The organism is Mesorhizobium sp. M4A.F.Ca.ET.020.02.1.1, assembly GCF_004022645.1.
Taxonomy (GTDB): domain Bacteria; phylum Pseudomonadota; class Alphaproteobacteria; order Rhizobiales; family Rhizobiaceae; genus Mesorhizobium.
The window spans coordinates 1-15,661 of sequence record NZ_RZOI01000064.1 but is presented as its reverse complement, the minus strand read 5'-3'; the positions used below and the strand labels follow the sequence as shown (position 1 = coordinate 15,661).

Below are 15,661 nucleotides of genomic sequence, written 5' to 3'. Positions count from 1 at the left end.
TCCGCACCCCTGATGGTGGTACGTGGTGACGGTGCGCTGGTGTCGGCAGCCTTTGCCCGCCAGCGGCCGATTGAGGCCATCCTCTCCGGTCCCGCCGCCAGTCTGGTCGGCGCCCGCCACATGACGGGGCTCGACAACGCCGTCGTCTCCGACATCGGTGGCACCACAACCGACGTCGCGGTGCTCGACAAGGGGCGGCCGCGGCTTGATCCAGAGGGCGCCACCGTCGGAGGCTTCCGCACCATGGTCGAGGCCGTGGCCATGCGCACCTTTGGCCTTGGTGGTGATTCCGAAGTAGCGCTCGAAGAAGGCGCGCTCAACCCGAACATCCTGCTCGGGCCACGCCGCCTGGTGCCTCTGGCACTGGCCAGTATGGTGGATGGCGACGCGGTCACTTCTGAGCTCGAACGCCAGCTGCGGGGACCCAATCCCGGCCGCGCGGATGGGCGATTTGCCGTGCGCACCGGGATGCCGGAAAGGCTTGCTGCCGGCCTTACTGCACCTGAGGTCAGGCTTTACGAGGCAATCGGCGCCACAGCGGTCGCTCTGGACAAATTGCTCACCTCGAACGCCCAAAATGCGACACTCAATCGGCTGGTGGCCCGCGGATTGGTGCATGTCGCCGGCTTCACGCCGTCGGATGCTGCGCATGTGCTGGGTAAGCAGTCGAACTGGGATCCAATCGCCGCCCGGCTGGGCGCGGAACTGTTTGCCCGCAAGCGCGACGGGCGCGGCCATCCCATCGCCGCATCCCCGGAAGCGATCTCGGAGCGCGTGCTGGCGACTCTGACACGCTGGTCGGCCGAAGTGATCCTCGAGACGGCTTTCGCCGAAGACGGGCTCGATGGCGCGGCAACCGTGGCGCATGCGCTGGTACAGCGCGCGGTCGACGCGCATCCTGGTATAGCCCGATTAAGCGTTGCGCTCGACCGTCCGGTCATCGGCCTCGGCGCCTCGGCGCCATTGCACTATGCGGGGTTGCCTCCGCTCATCGGCAACGACTGCTTGGTGCCCGAAGACACCGACGTCGCCAACGCTCTTGGCGCTGTCGTCGGCCAGGTGCGTGTCTCGGCCGAGGCACAGGTCAGCCAGCCCAAAGAGGGGCTTTTCCGCCTCGCCTCGGGGGGTAGGGTTCACGATTTCCTCGACGAGGCTGCTGCTATCGCTGCCGCAGAGGCCGACGTCCGTGCCATTGTGGTACAAACGGCAAGGGATGCCGGCACCGACAGTGCCGAGATCGACGCCACCATCGAATATCGGGTTTCGACCGTGGAGGGTCAGCGCCTCTTCATCGAGGCGCAGGTCGTAGCGGTAGCGTCGGGAAGACCCAGGATTGCGGTGTAGCCAGCCTTGCTGGCCACAGTCGGCAGCCAGCTGCTCCGCCGAATGCTGTTGAACGCTATGCACCTGACGGCGGTACGGCATCTGGTGGTAAACACGATAGCGGGGATGCACAGTCGGTGCTTTCGCCGCATCCAATTGCACCGAGTTATCCCATCGCTACATCGTCGCCGACGGTCCTGCGCATCACACGGCGCCCGAGGCAATTAACCTAAGCCAGGCCCGACCCACGCTGGTAACGCGATACGGCATTGCTGCGGCGAGACACCCTGGAACGTCCTGAAGCACTTTGCAAAGTGCGACGCAGAAATGAACCCGCAGGCAATTGCGATATCTATTATGGGCAGGCTCGTGCCCTCGATCAGGCGCTTAGCGTGCTCGACACGGATACGAAGGTAATGACGCACGGGGGGCATATGCACGTGATTTGCAAACAAGCGCTCCAACTGACGCCGCGATATTCCGACCCTACGCGCAACTTCGCTCATGCTCAGGGGATATTCCACGTACTCTTCCATGAGCCGCATGGCCATTAGAAGCTTATCGCTCGCACCGGCAAAGGCCAAACCTGACGGGCCGGTCTGGCGGTTCGTACCTGAACGTTGGCCTTCTACCGTCGCGTATCGGCAAACCTCCTGGGCGGCCAACCCACCGACATGACCGGCGATCAGATCGACAGCCAGGTCGAAGGCCGCAAGTTCCCCGGCACATGTCGAAAACTGACCATCTTTCACAAATAGTGCATCACGGATCTGGGTTTGGCTGAACATCTCTGAGAATGCCGCCAGTCGCGACCAGTGAATCGTGCAGCGCGTGCCGGCAAGCAGGCCTGTCTGCGCCAGGAGCCAGGTGGCTGTCCCAACCGCGGATATTGCAATTCCGCGCCTTGCAAATGTCCGCACGACGTTGTTGATCTGGGTCGGTAGCCGTCGCACCACCGGCTCGCCGGCGATGATTGCAAGATGATGGGGTCCCCGGCAGCCGATACAGGTGTCCAATTCGTCGATCGTCATGTCAACAGCCACCGAGATGCCGCTCGCCCCTTCGACCGGGCGCGAATCGAGGCCAGCTATTCGCCAGCGGAACAGCTTTGCCTTCGAAAGCATATTGGCGATGCGGAAAGGCTCAAGGAACGCGTGGAGCGCCAGCTGCGAAAACCCTGGCACCACTAGGACAACCAACTCGACTGGGTGGCCACCGTGCAACTGATCGTCAAGCGGCTTCATGGCATTCATGTCGGGAGGTGCGTTCATCAGCTCGTCCATACCTTTCGGAAGGACTTGCCGAGCTTTTACCCGGCAAGCCTGGTGTGATTTCGGCTAAGTCTTGAGCAGGCGGTTCATGGGGCAGGCAGATGGAGCCCAATTCGTCTGCTACGGCCTAGGATCGTTTTCGATGCCCGCAGTACGTCCCCACGCGCTACCTCCGAGCCTGCCTTTAAAGGACGGCGTCGCCGATCTGAAGTTCCTTGCGTTTCATGAAGTCGAGAAGCTCTTCATCGATGGCTTGGTCGAGCGGCGGCGCCTCATATTCCCTGAGTGCCTTTTCAGCGGCGTCCCGTCCGCGCGTATCGGCGTCCCTTGAACCTGCGAACGACCATTGCTCGTAACTGTCGTGGTTCATGAGATCAGGCACAAAAAATGCCTGTTCGAAATTCTTCAGCGTATGCGCGGTTCCGAGATAATGGCTTCCCGGCTCACTCTGTCGGATCGCATCGAGCGTCTCATCCAGTTCGCTCTTCACCAAGCCCTGCCCAAGCTTGTAGAACATCACCATCTGCTCCGCATCGAGCATGAATTTGCTGTAGCTTTGGGTGAGGGCGCCCTCGAGGTACCCGGTGGTGGAAAGAACGAAATTCGCTCCAGCGATCAGCACGCCGTACATATTGCGGGCTGCCTCATACCCTGCCTGAGCATCGACGAGCTTCGAGCTCGTGCACATGCCGCTGCAACGCCAGGGCAACTTGTAGTGTCTCGCGAGTTGGCCGACCAACATGTTCATGTGGTCGATTTCCGGCGTTCCTGCCATGGGCGCGCCGCTCTTCATTGAAACGGTCGCCAACCACTGGCCATAGATGGCAGGGGCACCGGGCCGGACGAGCTGGGCGAAGGCTATGCCGGCCAGGGCCTCGGCATTGAGCTGCGCGACGGCCGCCAGCGTGCTTGCCGGTGTGCTGGCGCCTGCCAACACGAACGGTGTAAACAGAATCGCCTGATTGCTCACGGCATAGACCTTGACCGCATCGAGCATCGTTGAATCCCACACCAACGGCGAGTTGCAGTTGGCAATCGATACGGTAACGGTGTTGTTGTGGACAAATTCGTCACCGAAGACGATTTTGGCCATCGACACGGTGTCTTCCGCGCGCTCGCGCGAAGTCACGGCGCCCATGAACGCTTTGTCAGAGTACTTGATCAGGCTGTAGTTCATATGCAGATGGCGCTTCGGGACTGCAATGTCCATCGGCTCGCATAGGACCCCGCCCGTCATATGCATGGCAGGCGCTTGATAAGCAAGCTTTGCAAAATTCACGAAATCGGCGATCGTCGAGTTACGGCGCTTGCCTTCGAGGTCCAGCACGTTCGGAGATCCGTATGCCGGCGTAAAGATGGTTTTCCGGCCGCCGAGGGTGACTGTCTTGGCTGGGTTTCGCGCGTGAACAGTGATGGTTTGCGGAGCCTTTGCGACCAGTTCCAGAAGAAGGTTTCGATCGATCCTGACGCGCTGGTCGATCACGTCGGCCCCGGCTGCTTGCCAGAGCACAATGGCCTCGTCATCGCGGAATTCGATCCCGATCTCTTCAAGTATCTGCATTGAATACTCGTGCAGCCGCTGCAATTCGTCCGCGTTGAGCAAATCCATGTACGGCAGACCTCGGTCCATTGGGGGCATGTATGTTACGGCCCTCTCCGAGCGCATCTTCTGGCGGGCGTCACGGCCACCTGATCGTGCAGACATACTCTTGATCCCTATTTGACGTTAGAATATAGTCCACAAAGCAGCTGATAACTAACAATAAAAAATCATCTCTGCTATGAACTGAGGTTATGCGCAATGATGCTTGAAGGCCTAAAGTCTGTCCTGGATTCCACGCAGCAGGGAGGATGCGGTCACAATTCCAACGTCAACGCCGGCCTCATCAACCACAACCAGCGGCTTGTTGTGATTTCGGTTTGATAACTCGACCAGCTCCTTAATGGCGACGTTCAACTTGATCCGCGGAGCGTCTGCCGGCGCCCCGGCACCATCCGAATTCTCATAGTCGCTCAGGGGAAGAATGACCGACTCGGCTTTCAACAGCTTCAGGCGGCTACTGCCTTGGACAAATTTCTCGACATACGGATCTGTCGGGTTGCCGAGGATGTCTTCAGCAGACCCGATTTGAAGCATTTTTCCGTCCTTCATGACGCCGATATGGTGACCGAGCCGGACCGCTTCATCCAAATCATGCGTGATGAAGAGCGTCGTTTTGTTCAGCTTCGTCGACAGTTCCCTGAACTGATCCTGAAGCTCACGCCGAATGAGCGGGTCGAGCGCTGAAAACGGCTCATCCATCAACAATATGGCCGGATCGGCTGCCAGTGCTCGGGCCAGTCCTACACGCTGCTTCATTCCTCCTGAGAGCTCATCCGGATACCTGTCGCCCCAGCCGGCCAATTGGACCAGCTCAAGCTTTTCCTCAGCAATCTCATAGCGCTGCCGAGCATTGATCTTCCGAAGCTCCAAACTCAGGGCAACATTGTCACGGACGGTGCGATGAGGCAGAAGCGCAACATTTTGAAAAACCATTCCCATCGAACGGGCACGGAGTTGTCGCATCTCATCTTCGGATTTCAGATTGATGTCTTCGCCACCAACAATCACCTGCCCTGCGCTTGGTTTGATCAATCGGTTGACATGCCGAACCAACGTCGACTTGCCGCTCCCGGATAGGCCCATAACGCAGAAAATCTCGCCCGCCTCGACCTTAAACGAAACGCCGGCGACGGCTGCCACGCAACCATGTTTCTCAAGCAATTTTGCCTTCGAAAGATGATCGCTTTGAACGCTCGCGAGGTCGAATTTCGGGCTCGTCCCGAAGACCTTCCATACGTCCTTGAATTCTATTGCATGCGCTTTCAAGTTAAGCTCCAAGCTTGAGAGGTGTCGCCCGGTATCGCACAGGATACCGGGCGGCTGTATGTCCTCGCAGTTCAGCTTACTTGGCTGCTGCCTGTTTCGCCTGCGCTATCCAGGCATTCCACTGGTCGATGTGGGCCTTCTTCCAGGCCTCGGCATGACCATGGATCGCGTCGTTGGTCTTTTCCCCTTTGTGAATAAGCAAGTTCTCGTCATCGATGTCCTGAATCGGTATCGTGACCTGTTCGAACCACTTGTTTGCAGCTGGGTTTTTCTCGAGAAAAGCGGTGTTCGCAAACACATGATGAGTGTTCACGGAGAAACCTAGGTTTCCGATGCCCGGGACTGTTGTGTCGGCCCCAGCCTGCTCATCAGGCAACGCCGTGAAAGGAACTGTAAGCCAGACCACTTCCTGACCGTGCCGAAGAACCCCGTTCACCCACATGGGGACCCAACCGTAATACAACGTGGGTTTGCCGGACTGAATCCTCTGGATGACGTCTGCCAGCAGCGCGAAATACTCGCCCTGTTTATGCGTCACTGTACCCCGTAGGCCGTATGCATCAAGGTTGTGTTCGATGATACGCTCGCAGCCCCAGCCCGGATCACAACCATAAAGGTCGGCTTTGCCATCACCATCGACATCGAACAGTTTGGCGAGTTTGGGGTCTTTCAGCTGATCGATCGTCTTGATGCCGTATTTGTCGGCTGTGGCCTTGTCGATCGAGTACCCTTGGATCGAGTTCTTCGCGAGAGTCCCAACCCGTTGAGCCTTGGCATCGCCGCCGGACTTCTCGGCGAATGTTATGTGTAGGGGATACCAGTGCGGCGTGTAGTAATCGGCGTCACCGCTAGCCACGGCCAGGTGCGCGAGAGGAATCTGTGCCGAAGATGGCTCCTCGACGGTATAGCCCAGATCTTCAAGCCCAATCTTAACGATGTAGGCCTCGAACATTTCCTCGGCGATACCGTTAACCAAAGGCTTTACTGTAACGCCTTTGCCCGGAAGATCCTCGGCAGAAGCGTACCCCGCAGATAAGGCGAGAGTGCCCAGCACGGTCAAACCTGCGGTGAACCCCCGAAAACGCTTCCCTATTTTAAGCCGATTGCTCATAAGTCGCTCCCATTGTTGTTAGTCGTTGTGCGTCGCTAATTCCTGCCGGCCATTTTTTAATCCCCCATGCCCTGCCGGAGAGGATTGGAAGTTCTTGAAGAAGGCGGTAACGAGCGCGGCCGGTCCCCGCCTGTGCCAAGCAATGCCGGCAAAGGATCGGCGCCGTGACATCGCGGATTGGGCCAAGCGATCTAAAATGACCGCGAGGAAGACGATGCCGATGCCGCCAGTTGCGGCCAAACCAATGTCCAGGCGGCCAATGCCGCGCAGAACCATCTGCCCCAGGCCGCCCACGGCAATCATGGAAGCTACGACAACCATCGATAGCGACATCATCAATGTCTGGTTCACACCCGCGACGATGCTCGGTAGAGCCAGAGGCAATTGGGCTTTGAAAAGGAGCTGCCGGTTGGTCGCTCCAAAAGCGCGCATAGCTTCGACGACTTCCTCGGAGACCTGTTGGATGCCCAGCGTTGTTAACCTGATAACGGGTGGAAGCGCGAAGATGATTGTGACGATGACGCCGGGCACGTTGCCGATACCGAACAACATGACCACGGGCACCAGGTAGACGAACGAGGGAATGGTTTGCATCGTGTCGAGGATCGGCCGGCAGATGGCAGCTGCGCGACCACTCCGGGCGGCGAGTACGCCTAGCGGTATGCCGATGATCGTGCAGACGAGCACTGCAGTGAAAACAAGCGACAATGTTGTCATTGTTTCCCCCCAGATGCCTAGAAACCCGATAATCACCAGCAGGCCTACAATCTGAGCAGCAAGCCGCCATCCAGCCAGTTGCCACGCAACCAAACCGAAGCAAAGAATCGTGATGACGGGCGGAATGCCATTGAGCGCAAGATCAAATGCCGTCAGAAGCTTGTCGACGGGCCACTTCAAGGTCTGAAAGAATGGGCGGTATTCTTGGACTATCCACACTAATCCGGAATCAACCCAGTCACCAAACGGGATGTGCCATTTTTTGAACGGGTCTAGTACATCTTCAGCGTTCACGAATCGTCCTTTCAGCCAAGATCGGAACCTCCGGTTGTGCAAGCACCTGGCGTTCCCGACGACAGCCTGCGGCCACCGCTAAACAACCTGCAATCTTACGGCTGAGAGCGTATAAAGCTGAGCTAGCGCGGCATACCCGGCCTTGGGTGGTTCTCCTGTTCCGCACCGGATCAGCCGGTCGGCAGCAGGCGTCTGACTGCTCCAGGAACGCTACCGACGCGTGGGCTACAAAACAACCGTATAAAAACTTATGCCGCTGAGGAAGAAATGTTATCAGGAAGACAGTCGCAGATGCGGCTCGGCATGCATCGCGGCGAGCTACTGGCTGGTGCAGGCAGGCTCCAGTTCGGATTGCCCCCGCGTTTGAGAAGCTCCCCCGCCACCATGATGCCACGTTATTCCTCCCTTCATGAAAACTCATTTGAAGCGCGGTGAGCGACTGTCTATAGATTCGCCATGAAAAGCTCGCCCGACTAAACAGTGCGGCTGGACTTGGCCACTATCGACCTGCGCCGCGAGGGACATTTGCCCAACAACAGCCTCTTGAATCAGGTTGTCATTGTGACAGGCGCAGCCGGTGGCATCGGGAGTGCCATTGCTCGGGTATTTCATCAGTCAGGGGCACGCTTGCTGCTGGCCGATTACGATCATCAAAGCGTTTCCAAATTGGCCACTTCGTTGGACCCGACGGCCGAACGCGTGGTGGCTATCAGATATGACGCAAGCAGCCCGACTGATGCGGATGCGGTGGTAACGGCTTGCCTGGCTCAATTTCATTGGATTGATCACGTAGTACCCGCAGCTGGGATTTACGACGAACAGCCGTGTCGACCTTGACGGACGCCGATTGGCGCCGAACCATGTCGATCAACCTTGACGGGGTGTTCTACATCTGTCGACGGGCCATCCCCCACATAAGGGCAGGGGGGACAATTGTGACCGTTGCATCAGGTACCGCACATCAAGGCTGCTCGCCGGGCGGCCACTACGCTGCATCAAAAGGAGCGGTCCTTGCTCTCAGTAGATCTCTAGCCAAGGAACTTGCGCCCGCTATACGGGTGAATACAGTGTCACCAGGCACCATAAACACCCCGATGATCGTGGATTTGCTGCGCCAGGATGGGGGCAGGTTTCTGGACGCCACGTCCGCTGGCCGTGTCGGATCCGCCGAGAAAGTTGCTAATGTCGTAGCGTTTCTTTGCAGCGGCGCGTCTAGCTATATCGTCGGCGAAGCCATCCACGTAAATGGCGGATACGGATACTACATGGGCTAGCCTAGCTCAGTACGGGCCTCGCTTCGCTGGGCGACCCTGGCGCTTTCACAACCCCAAGCATGTGCCCGAAAGCCGCCAGGCGAATGCGACGTTGCACCAGCTTGAGATTTCACCCTCACCCCCCGGTCAATGGCTAATCCTCTGGCGGCAGGCCTTGTCGGCTTGACGGCGCTCCCGTCTGACCAATCACCGTCGAGTCTGCAGCCGCAGCCGGCGGGTTGAGGTCTGCGACCTGTGCAAGCAGCCAGTTGCGGAATATCTGAACGTCTTCCCGCTCGATAGCCGTGTCTGGAATGACAAGATGATGTTTGCGGCCGGTTAGGCAGCTTTCGGTCAAAGGCCTAATCAGAGTGCCCTCTTTGAGGAAATCGCTGACCAAATGACGCCAGCCAAGTCCTATGCCGTGGCCCCTGATCACAGACTGCATCATCGTTGGGTAGTTGTTGAACGTGATGATGCGCTTGAAGTCGGCCGAGATCCCGAACTGTCCGAGCCAATGCACCCAATCAAAAGGTGACCAAGGGTAGGCTGACCAATGCTGGTCATCCATAACAAGGAGGACTTCGTTCACCAAGTCCTCCGGAGTACGGATTCCCGCAGAATGGGTCTGGTAAGACTTGCTGCAAACTGGGAAGACTTCTTCTCCGAAGAGTTCCGTTGCTGTAAAGCCCGGGCGCGCCAGGTACCCCATAACAACGGACACATCGAAACCGTCTGTCGCTGGAGCCGGGCTACGTTCAAGCGAAACCAGGTGCAGGTCGACCTCCGGGTTGTTCGCTACAAAATCACCAATGCGATGGCTCATGAAAAGGGTTGCGAACGACATCGGCATGCCCACCGTCAATCTTCGCGCCTTCTCTCGCCTCTTCACACTATCGAAAGCCGCAGCTATATGAGCAAGGCTAAGGGTCGCCGCTTCAAAGAGCTCCTCGCCAGCAGGCGACAAAGATACCTTTTGGTTGCCCCGATTGAAGAGCTGGATATCGAGGTGATCTTCCAACGTAAGGATATGTCGACTCACCGCAGCTTGAGTGACCGAAAGCTCATTAGCAGCCTTGGTAAAACTCATATGCCGTGCGGCAGCTTCAAATGCGCGCAACGCGCTTAACGGAAGCCGTCGGTAGTTGGACATAGATAACTGTTACTCCAGCGCTACAGGGAAGTAAATTCAGGCCTCACTTGCGCCGCCCTGGCGTCGTATGCGGGCACGGGGCGCAGAGTGCCAAGTTCGGCATGCAGCCGTTTCGCTCTGGACCTGCGGGGCTTCCGGGTCGCCGCTCCATGGGATCCAGCTGTCCACCCGCCGTCAGGCACGATGACTTGTCCTGTCACGTAACTGGACCGATCAGACGCAAGGAAGAGAACAGCTTCAGCAACATCTCGGGGCTGGCCAAACCGGCGCATTGGCAAGTGGCCCATGTAGGCCTCGACGTCCATGTGGCCGTCCTCGATCGCCTTCCGGAGCATCTCTGTTTCAATCATGCCTGGAGCCACTGCGTTGACCCGGATCGAGTAGCCAGCCCATTCGATGGCGAGCACCTTGGTCATTGAAATCACGGCCGCCTTTGCGGCGTTATAGGCGAGTCGCATCGGGACATTAGAGAACCCATTGATCGACGAAATGTTGATGATGCCACCGGCACCGCGCTCGCGCATGATCTTTCCAAATTCACGGCTGCAAAGAAATACGCCCGTCGTCATAACGGCGAAGGACGCTTCCCAGTCCTTGAGAAGGAAGCTCATGCTGGGCCCAATACGGGCAATGCCCGCATTGTTGACAAGGATGTCGACGCCGCCGTGATCCCGGGCGATCAACTGTGCCACGGCTATGACATCCTCTTCACTCGTCACGTCAAGACGATAGAATGGAATGCCGCTTTCAATCACTGGCGGATCACGATCGAGGTTGATCACCCTGCCGCCTTGGTCGGCAAAGAGCGCACAGATCGCAGCGCCGATCCCGCGGCTGCCTCCGGTTACGACGCAAACCTTCCCTGCGACTTCGCCGCTCATCCGACCGCCTAGCGCGTGCGAAGGCCTTCCGTGTGCACTTCGATAGTAAAGCCTCTGTAGCCGTCGGCTGCCACCTCTTCGCAAATCTTCTGGTAGGTGGGCACTCCGCCGACGTAAGGCATGAAAACGACGGGTTTCCCTGGCACGTTGACGCCGAGGTACCAGGACTTCGCCTTGATATACAACGTGCCTTCAGCCGCCTGTCCGACATGCTCCATCCAGCCTTCCTCGGCCGAAGCCGTGGCTTCGATGGTCTCTGCGCCTCGCGTTTTAAGATAGGCCAGGCAATCAGCGATCCATTTCACATTGTCTTCGATGGCAACGATCACATTGGTCAACACGGACGGGCTTCCCGGACCAGTGACGATGAACAGGTTCGGAAATCCCGATGTCATCAGGCCCAGGTATGTGTTCGGGCCGTTCTGCCATTTCTCTTTTAGGCTAAGCGCTTGGCGACCAACCATGTCAATTTTGCTCAGCGCGCCGGTTATGGCGTCGAACCCTGTAGCGAGCACCAGCGTATCCAGCTCATACAATTGGGTGCCTGCGGTCAAACCGTGTTCCGAGACTTCCTGGAGAGGATTGGCGCGCAGGTCAACCAAGGTTACGTTTTGCCGGTTGAACGTCGCAAAGTAATCTGTATCAGCGCAGATGCGCTTGCTCCCGATCGGATGATTGACCGGCGCCAGTAGGTTGGCGACGGCGGGATCGGTGACCACCTCGCGAATTTTTTTCCGGACGAACTCAGCAGCTGTGCTGTTGGCGTCCTCGTACTTCAGCAAATCCGAATAAGCGGCGGTGAACCCGGTGCCCCCTGCAGCCCAACGCCTTTCATATTCTGCCAAGCGGTCTTCCGGCGACACTGCCAGAGCAGAATTGGTGCCTATGTGAGACAAAATCCCTGCCGGCATTTTGCGTGCCGCCGTACGCCTCTCCGCATAGCTTTGCTTCCACTCTGCCTCGTAGGCACTGTCCATGGGCTGATTACGCGCCGGGATACTGAAATTCGGGGTACGCTGGAAAACGTACAGGTGCTTCGCCAGTTTCGCGAGCTCGGGGATCACCTGGATCCCCGACGATCCGGTCCCAATGGCGCCGATATTGCGGCCGGCCAGGTCTATCGGCTGTCGAGGCCAATTGCCCGTGTGATAGATTTCGCCTTTGAACGTACCCAAGCCTGGGATGTTTGGGCGCTGGGCAGCGGACAGGCAGCCAGTCGCCATGACGCACCACTTCGCATAATAATGCTCCCCATCATCGGTGGAGAGCTGCCAGACACGCTCCCCTTCGTGGAAAATTGCGCTAGACACCCGGGAGTTGAATCTGATGTCGCGGAAAAGATTGAATTTGTGCGCGACGTGGTTCGCATAGTTCAAAATTTCAGGCTGCGATGCGTACCGTTCGCTCCATTGCCACTCTTGCTGCAACTCCTCGCAGAACGAATAGGAATATTGCATGCTCTCGACATCGCATCGCGCTCCGGGATAACGGTTCCAGAACCACGTACCGCCCACTCCGCCCGCAGTTTCGAGAACTAAGGCCGAAAGTCCAACTTCACGGGCCTTGTACAGCATATACATTCCCGCGAAACCGGCACCGACAATAATGATGTCGAATTTTCCGGTCACACTGGCTGCAGACATATCGTTAGTACTTTGCACAGGGCACTCCTGGTTTAGGCCACGATTAATTATCAGATCGCGGATCAGGCCCTTCCGGGACCTCTACCGCGTTATTTAAATCCTTAGGAGCACACGGCAGGAGTGTGCGTGCTCGGGTCATTTTTAAGCGTTCGCGGCTCCAGCGTTCTCGGACATAGACCTGGAGCGTCTCCAGACGCTGGGCGGTTGTCCGTAAACGGTACGGAAGACCCTGCCGAAGTGAGAGGCGTTCTCGAAACCGGCGGCAATTGCCACCTCGATCGAGGGGGTATCGCTTGTCCGGAGCAGCTGCTTGGCGCGCTCGAGCCGCACGCGCCGATAGACAAGCGCGGGAGAGCTGTTCAGCTCTCTGAAAAACAGCCGTTCGAGTTGTCGCCGCGAGATGCCCAATACTGCTGCCAGTCTGGAAACCGACAGGAGGTTCTCCACATTCTGTTCCATCAGGATCGGCGCAGCGCGAAGCCTAGGGTCATGTGTCTCAAGCGTCAGCGGTCGACGCGGCTGCAGCCACTGCGCGTTGCGAACCCTGTCGATTTGCAGGACCTCAAGCGCATTTCGTTCGGCGGCCTCACCGATATGCCGCCGGACCAACTCTGCCGCAAGGTCGGCTGTGCTGCTGCCGCCCGCACACGATCCGCGTGTGGCATCCAGGTTGTAGATCCTGTCAGCCTGTACTTGTAGGCCGGGAAAGCGCTCACGGAAGTCGAGGTAATGCAGGCAGCTTACACAGGTCTCGTGGGGGGCCATCAGTCCAGCTTCCGCCAAGATAAATGTCCCTGTGCAGATGGCGGTCAGGCGCGCGCCTCGCGAGGCGGCTTCCCGAAGGTACTTTATGGTCTGACCGTCGACTGCCTGACCGTTGGACGATCGGCCTCCGACGACGACAATGTAATCAAACTCCATCGGGTCACGCAGCGATGACGTCGGCGAAACCCGCATGCCGCAACTTAAGGTTACGAGATGCCGGGTGTTCGACAGCACCTCCCAGTCGGCGTTGACCCTGCCGGATCTGTCTGTTTCATCGCTGGCAAGCCGAAGCGTATCAATGAAAAGAGCGAACTCGGTCAACGTAAATGAGCAGGCCAGAATGAACCCGACCTTCAACTGGACGGAGGGCGCTTGCCTGGCCCGTAGCGCTGAATGAAACACAGTCGATGCTCCGGCCGATCGCGACATGAGTCCTACACGTCGCTGCGCCTATGGTATATGACTCTTTCCTATCTTGACTCATGATCTTTGTCTACAATATGTCTATCCCGAATTAAGGACCCGCAATGACCCTCGATGAGCAACCAGCGTCGACAGACCGCAAAGGCATCCTTGCTGAAACCTTGGTGCATCGCATTTTGACGATGCAGCTCGAGCCAGGGGCCGTCCTGGACGAGGTTGCTCTGAGCGAAGAGTTTGGCCTCTCTCGTCCGCCGGTTCGCGAACTCATGCGCCAGATGGCGGGGGAGGGCTATGTTGACCTTGAGGCCAACCGCGCTGCGCGCGTATCTATTATGTCGTACCAGACACTTCGGGATTTTCTGATAGTCGCCCCCATGATCTACGTCGGGACGACGAAGCTCGCGGCTGTCAACCGTACGGCCGGGGACCTGGACGTTCTCAAGGCAACCCAGCAGAGGTTCCGCCGATCGATCGCTGATGGTGACGTCGAGAGTCGGGTGATCTTCAATCACCAGTTCCATCTGAACATCGGCAGAATGGCGCACAATCCATACCTACTTCCCAGTCTCAAGAAGCTTCTGATTGACCACGCCCGCATCGGCAAGATCTTCTACCGCCAAAGCGGCGGCCCGCGGATTCAAAAGGATCAGGAGACCGCGGCTCAGCAGCACGATCAGATGATTGAAGCCATTGAGGCCCACGATGCCGACCGAGCCGGCGACGTGGTGCGCGCCCATCTCGAGGTTTTCCGCAGCGACGTCGCGCTCTACGCCGTGCCCAACGGCATGCAGGGCGAACTCGAACGATAGCGTTATCGGTAGGACACTAGGGAGAACAGAAATGCTGAACAAAGTCGACTACAAGACGCAGGCAGGCGCGCTCAAACTGCCCACCAAAATGATTGTGGACGGGGTAGCTGTCGCCGCCCTGTCGGGCAATACATTTCCAACTCTGAACCCGGCGACGGGCGAAGTCCTGGCTGAGCTTCCGGCGGCGGCCTCGGCCGACGTCGACAAGGCAGTCGCAGCGGCCAGGCTGGCCTTTGAGGACGGCCGGTGGTCGAAGCTACCGCCGGCGACCAGAAAAAGGGTGCTTCTCAAGCTGGCTGCCGTTATCGAGGAAAACGCGCTTGAGCTGGCCCTGATGGAGAGCCTGGACAGCGGCAAAACCATCAATGACTGCATCAACATCGACGTGCCTGAGGCCATCAACAGCCTGAGATGGCATGCCGAGGCGGTCGACAAAATATATGATCAGGTATCCCCTGCGAATGATGCTTCCCTGGGCCTTATCGTGCGCGAACCGATCGGAGTCGTCGGCCTTGTCCTCCCATGGAACTTTCCCCTTCTGATGCTGGCGTGGAAGATTGGTCCCGCGCTTGCCGCAGGATGCACGGTCGTCGTCAAACCCGCAGAAGAGACGTCGCTCACCACATTGCGGGTTGCGAAGCTCGCCCTGGACGCCGGCGTGCCAGCTGGCGTCTTTAACGTGCTGACAGGTGAAGGCCCGGACGTTGGTGAGCCGATCGGCCGGCATCCCGATATTGACGCTGTTTCCTTCACCGGATCCACCGAAACCGGTCGCCGCTTCCTGAAATACTCCTCGGAAAGCAACCTCAAGGAGGTCGTGCTTGAAATGGGTGGCAAGAATCCCTGTATCGTCATGGATGATGTTCCCGATCTCGACGCCGTGGCTGCCCACATCGGCAACGGAGCGTTCTGGAACATGGGCCAGAATTGCTCGGCGATCTCGCGGGTTTTCGTACACAAAGACGTGAGGCACCGCCTGCTCGAGAAACTCACCGAAGTTGCCAAGTCGTGGACCGTGGGCGACCCGCTGGATCCAGATACCCGTATCGGCCCGCTAATCTCTGCGACCCATTTCGGAAAAGTCAGCGGCTATCTCGGGGGCGAGGGCAGGGTGGTGACGGGCGGGAAGGCCTTCAACGGCACCACGAT

Annotated in this window: 12 protein-coding genes and 1 pseudogene; 4 read left to right on the top strand and 9 right to left on the bottom strand. The window is 58.1% G+C overall.

Annotated features, from left to right (window positions below; translation table 11 throughout):
- On the top strand, window positions 1–1,344 hold a 1,344-nt coding region (locus tag EN742_RS07210), incomplete at its 5' end, for a hydantoinase/oxoprolinase family protein (RefSeq protein WP_128332603.1).
- Window positions 1,345–1,547: 203 nt separating this feature from the next.
- On the opposite strand, the gene EN742_RS07205 is transcribed toward EN742_RS07210, so the two are convergent.
- The 5 genes from EN742_RS07205 to EN742_RS07185 form a co-directional block, all read right to left on the bottom strand.
- Window positions 1,548–2,594 carry a GlxA family transcriptional regulator gene (locus EN742_RS07205; RefSeq protein ID WP_210214438.1) on the bottom strand — a complete coding sequence of 349 codons (1,047 nt, stop codon included), beginning with the start codon at window positions 2,592–2,594 and terminating at the stop codon, window positions 1,548–1,550.
- Window positions 2,595–2,778: 184 nt separating this feature from the next.
- On the bottom strand, window positions 2,779–4,299 hold the full coding sequence (locus EN742_RS07200; protein WP_128332601.1) for a trimethylamine methyltransferase family protein: 1,521 nt from the start codon (window positions 4,297–4,299) through the stop codon (window positions 2,779–2,781).
- Window positions 4,300–4,410: 111 nt separating this feature from the next.
- A complete protein-coding gene (locus EN742_RS07195) occupies window positions 4,411–5,463 on the bottom strand; it encodes a betaine/proline/choline family ABC transporter ATP-binding protein (protein WP_128332600.1) in 1,053 nt (350 codons plus the stop codon).
- 76 nt (window positions 5,464–5,539) lie between these two features.
- Window positions 5,540–6,574: a glycine betaine/L-proline ABC transporter substrate-binding protein ProX gene (gene proX, locus EN742_RS07190; RefSeq protein ID WP_128187935.1), complete on the bottom strand. Its 1,035-nt coding sequence runs from the start codon at window positions 6,572–6,574 to the stop codon at window positions 5,540–5,542.
- An 18-nt stretch (window positions 6,575–6,592) separates the two neighbouring features.
- Window positions 6,593–7,585, bottom strand: a complete 993-nt coding sequence (locus tag EN742_RS07185) for an ABC transporter permease subunit (RefSeq protein WP_128332599.1) — start codon at window positions 7,583–7,585, stop codon at window positions 6,593–6,595.
- 480 nt (window positions 7,586–8,065) lie between these two features.
- On the opposite strand from EN742_RS07185, the pseudogene EN742_RS40205 reads away from it, so the two are divergent.
- Window positions 8,066–8,859: pseudogene (locus tag EN742_RS40205) on the top strand (SDR family oxidoreductase).
- Between the two features lie 133 nt (window positions 8,860–8,992).
- Here EN742_RS40205 and EN742_RS07175 read toward each other — a convergent pair.
- The 4 genes from EN742_RS07175 to EN742_RS07160 all read right to left on the bottom strand — a co-directional run bounded on the left by EN742_RS07175 (window position 8,993) and on the right by EN742_RS07160 (window position 13,637).
- Complete coding sequence (locus tag EN742_RS07175; RefSeq protein ID WP_245492266.1) at window positions 8,993–9,991, bottom strand: LysR substrate-binding domain-containing protein; 999 nt, start codon at window positions 9,989–9,991, stop codon at window positions 8,993–8,995.
- A gap of 20 nt (window positions 9,992–10,011) precedes the next feature.
- Entirely contained in the window at window positions 10,012–10,872 is an 861-nt protein-coding gene (locus EN742_RS07170; protein ID WP_128332598.1) for an SDR family NAD(P)-dependent oxidoreductase, read from the bottom strand.
- An 8-nt stretch (window positions 10,873–10,880) separates the two neighbouring features.
- Entirely contained in the window at window positions 10,881–12,500 is a 1,620-nt protein-coding gene (locus tag EN742_RS07165; protein WP_348632851.1) for an NAD(P)/FAD-dependent oxidoreductase, read from the bottom strand.
- Window positions 12,501–12,656: 156 nt separating this feature from the next.
- Window positions 12,657–13,637, bottom strand: coding sequence for a GlxA family transcriptional regulator (locus EN742_RS07160; RefSeq protein WP_245492265.1), 981 nt, complete (start codon window positions 13,635–13,637; stop codon window positions 12,657–12,659).
- 170 nt (window positions 13,638–13,807) lie between these two features.
- Between EN742_RS07160 and EN742_RS07155 the strand changes: the two genes are divergently transcribed.
- Both EN742_RS07155 and EN742_RS07150 read left to right on the top strand, forming a co-directional pair.
- Entirely contained in the window at window positions 13,808–14,512 is a 705-nt protein-coding gene (locus tag EN742_RS07155; protein ID WP_128187939.1) for a GntR family transcriptional regulator, read from the top strand.
- A 31-nt stretch (window positions 14,513–14,543) separates the two neighbouring features.
- The coding region (locus tag EN742_RS07150) for an aldehyde dehydrogenase family protein (protein ID WP_128332596.1) at window positions 14,544–15,661 on the top strand (1,118 nt) is incomplete at its 3' end.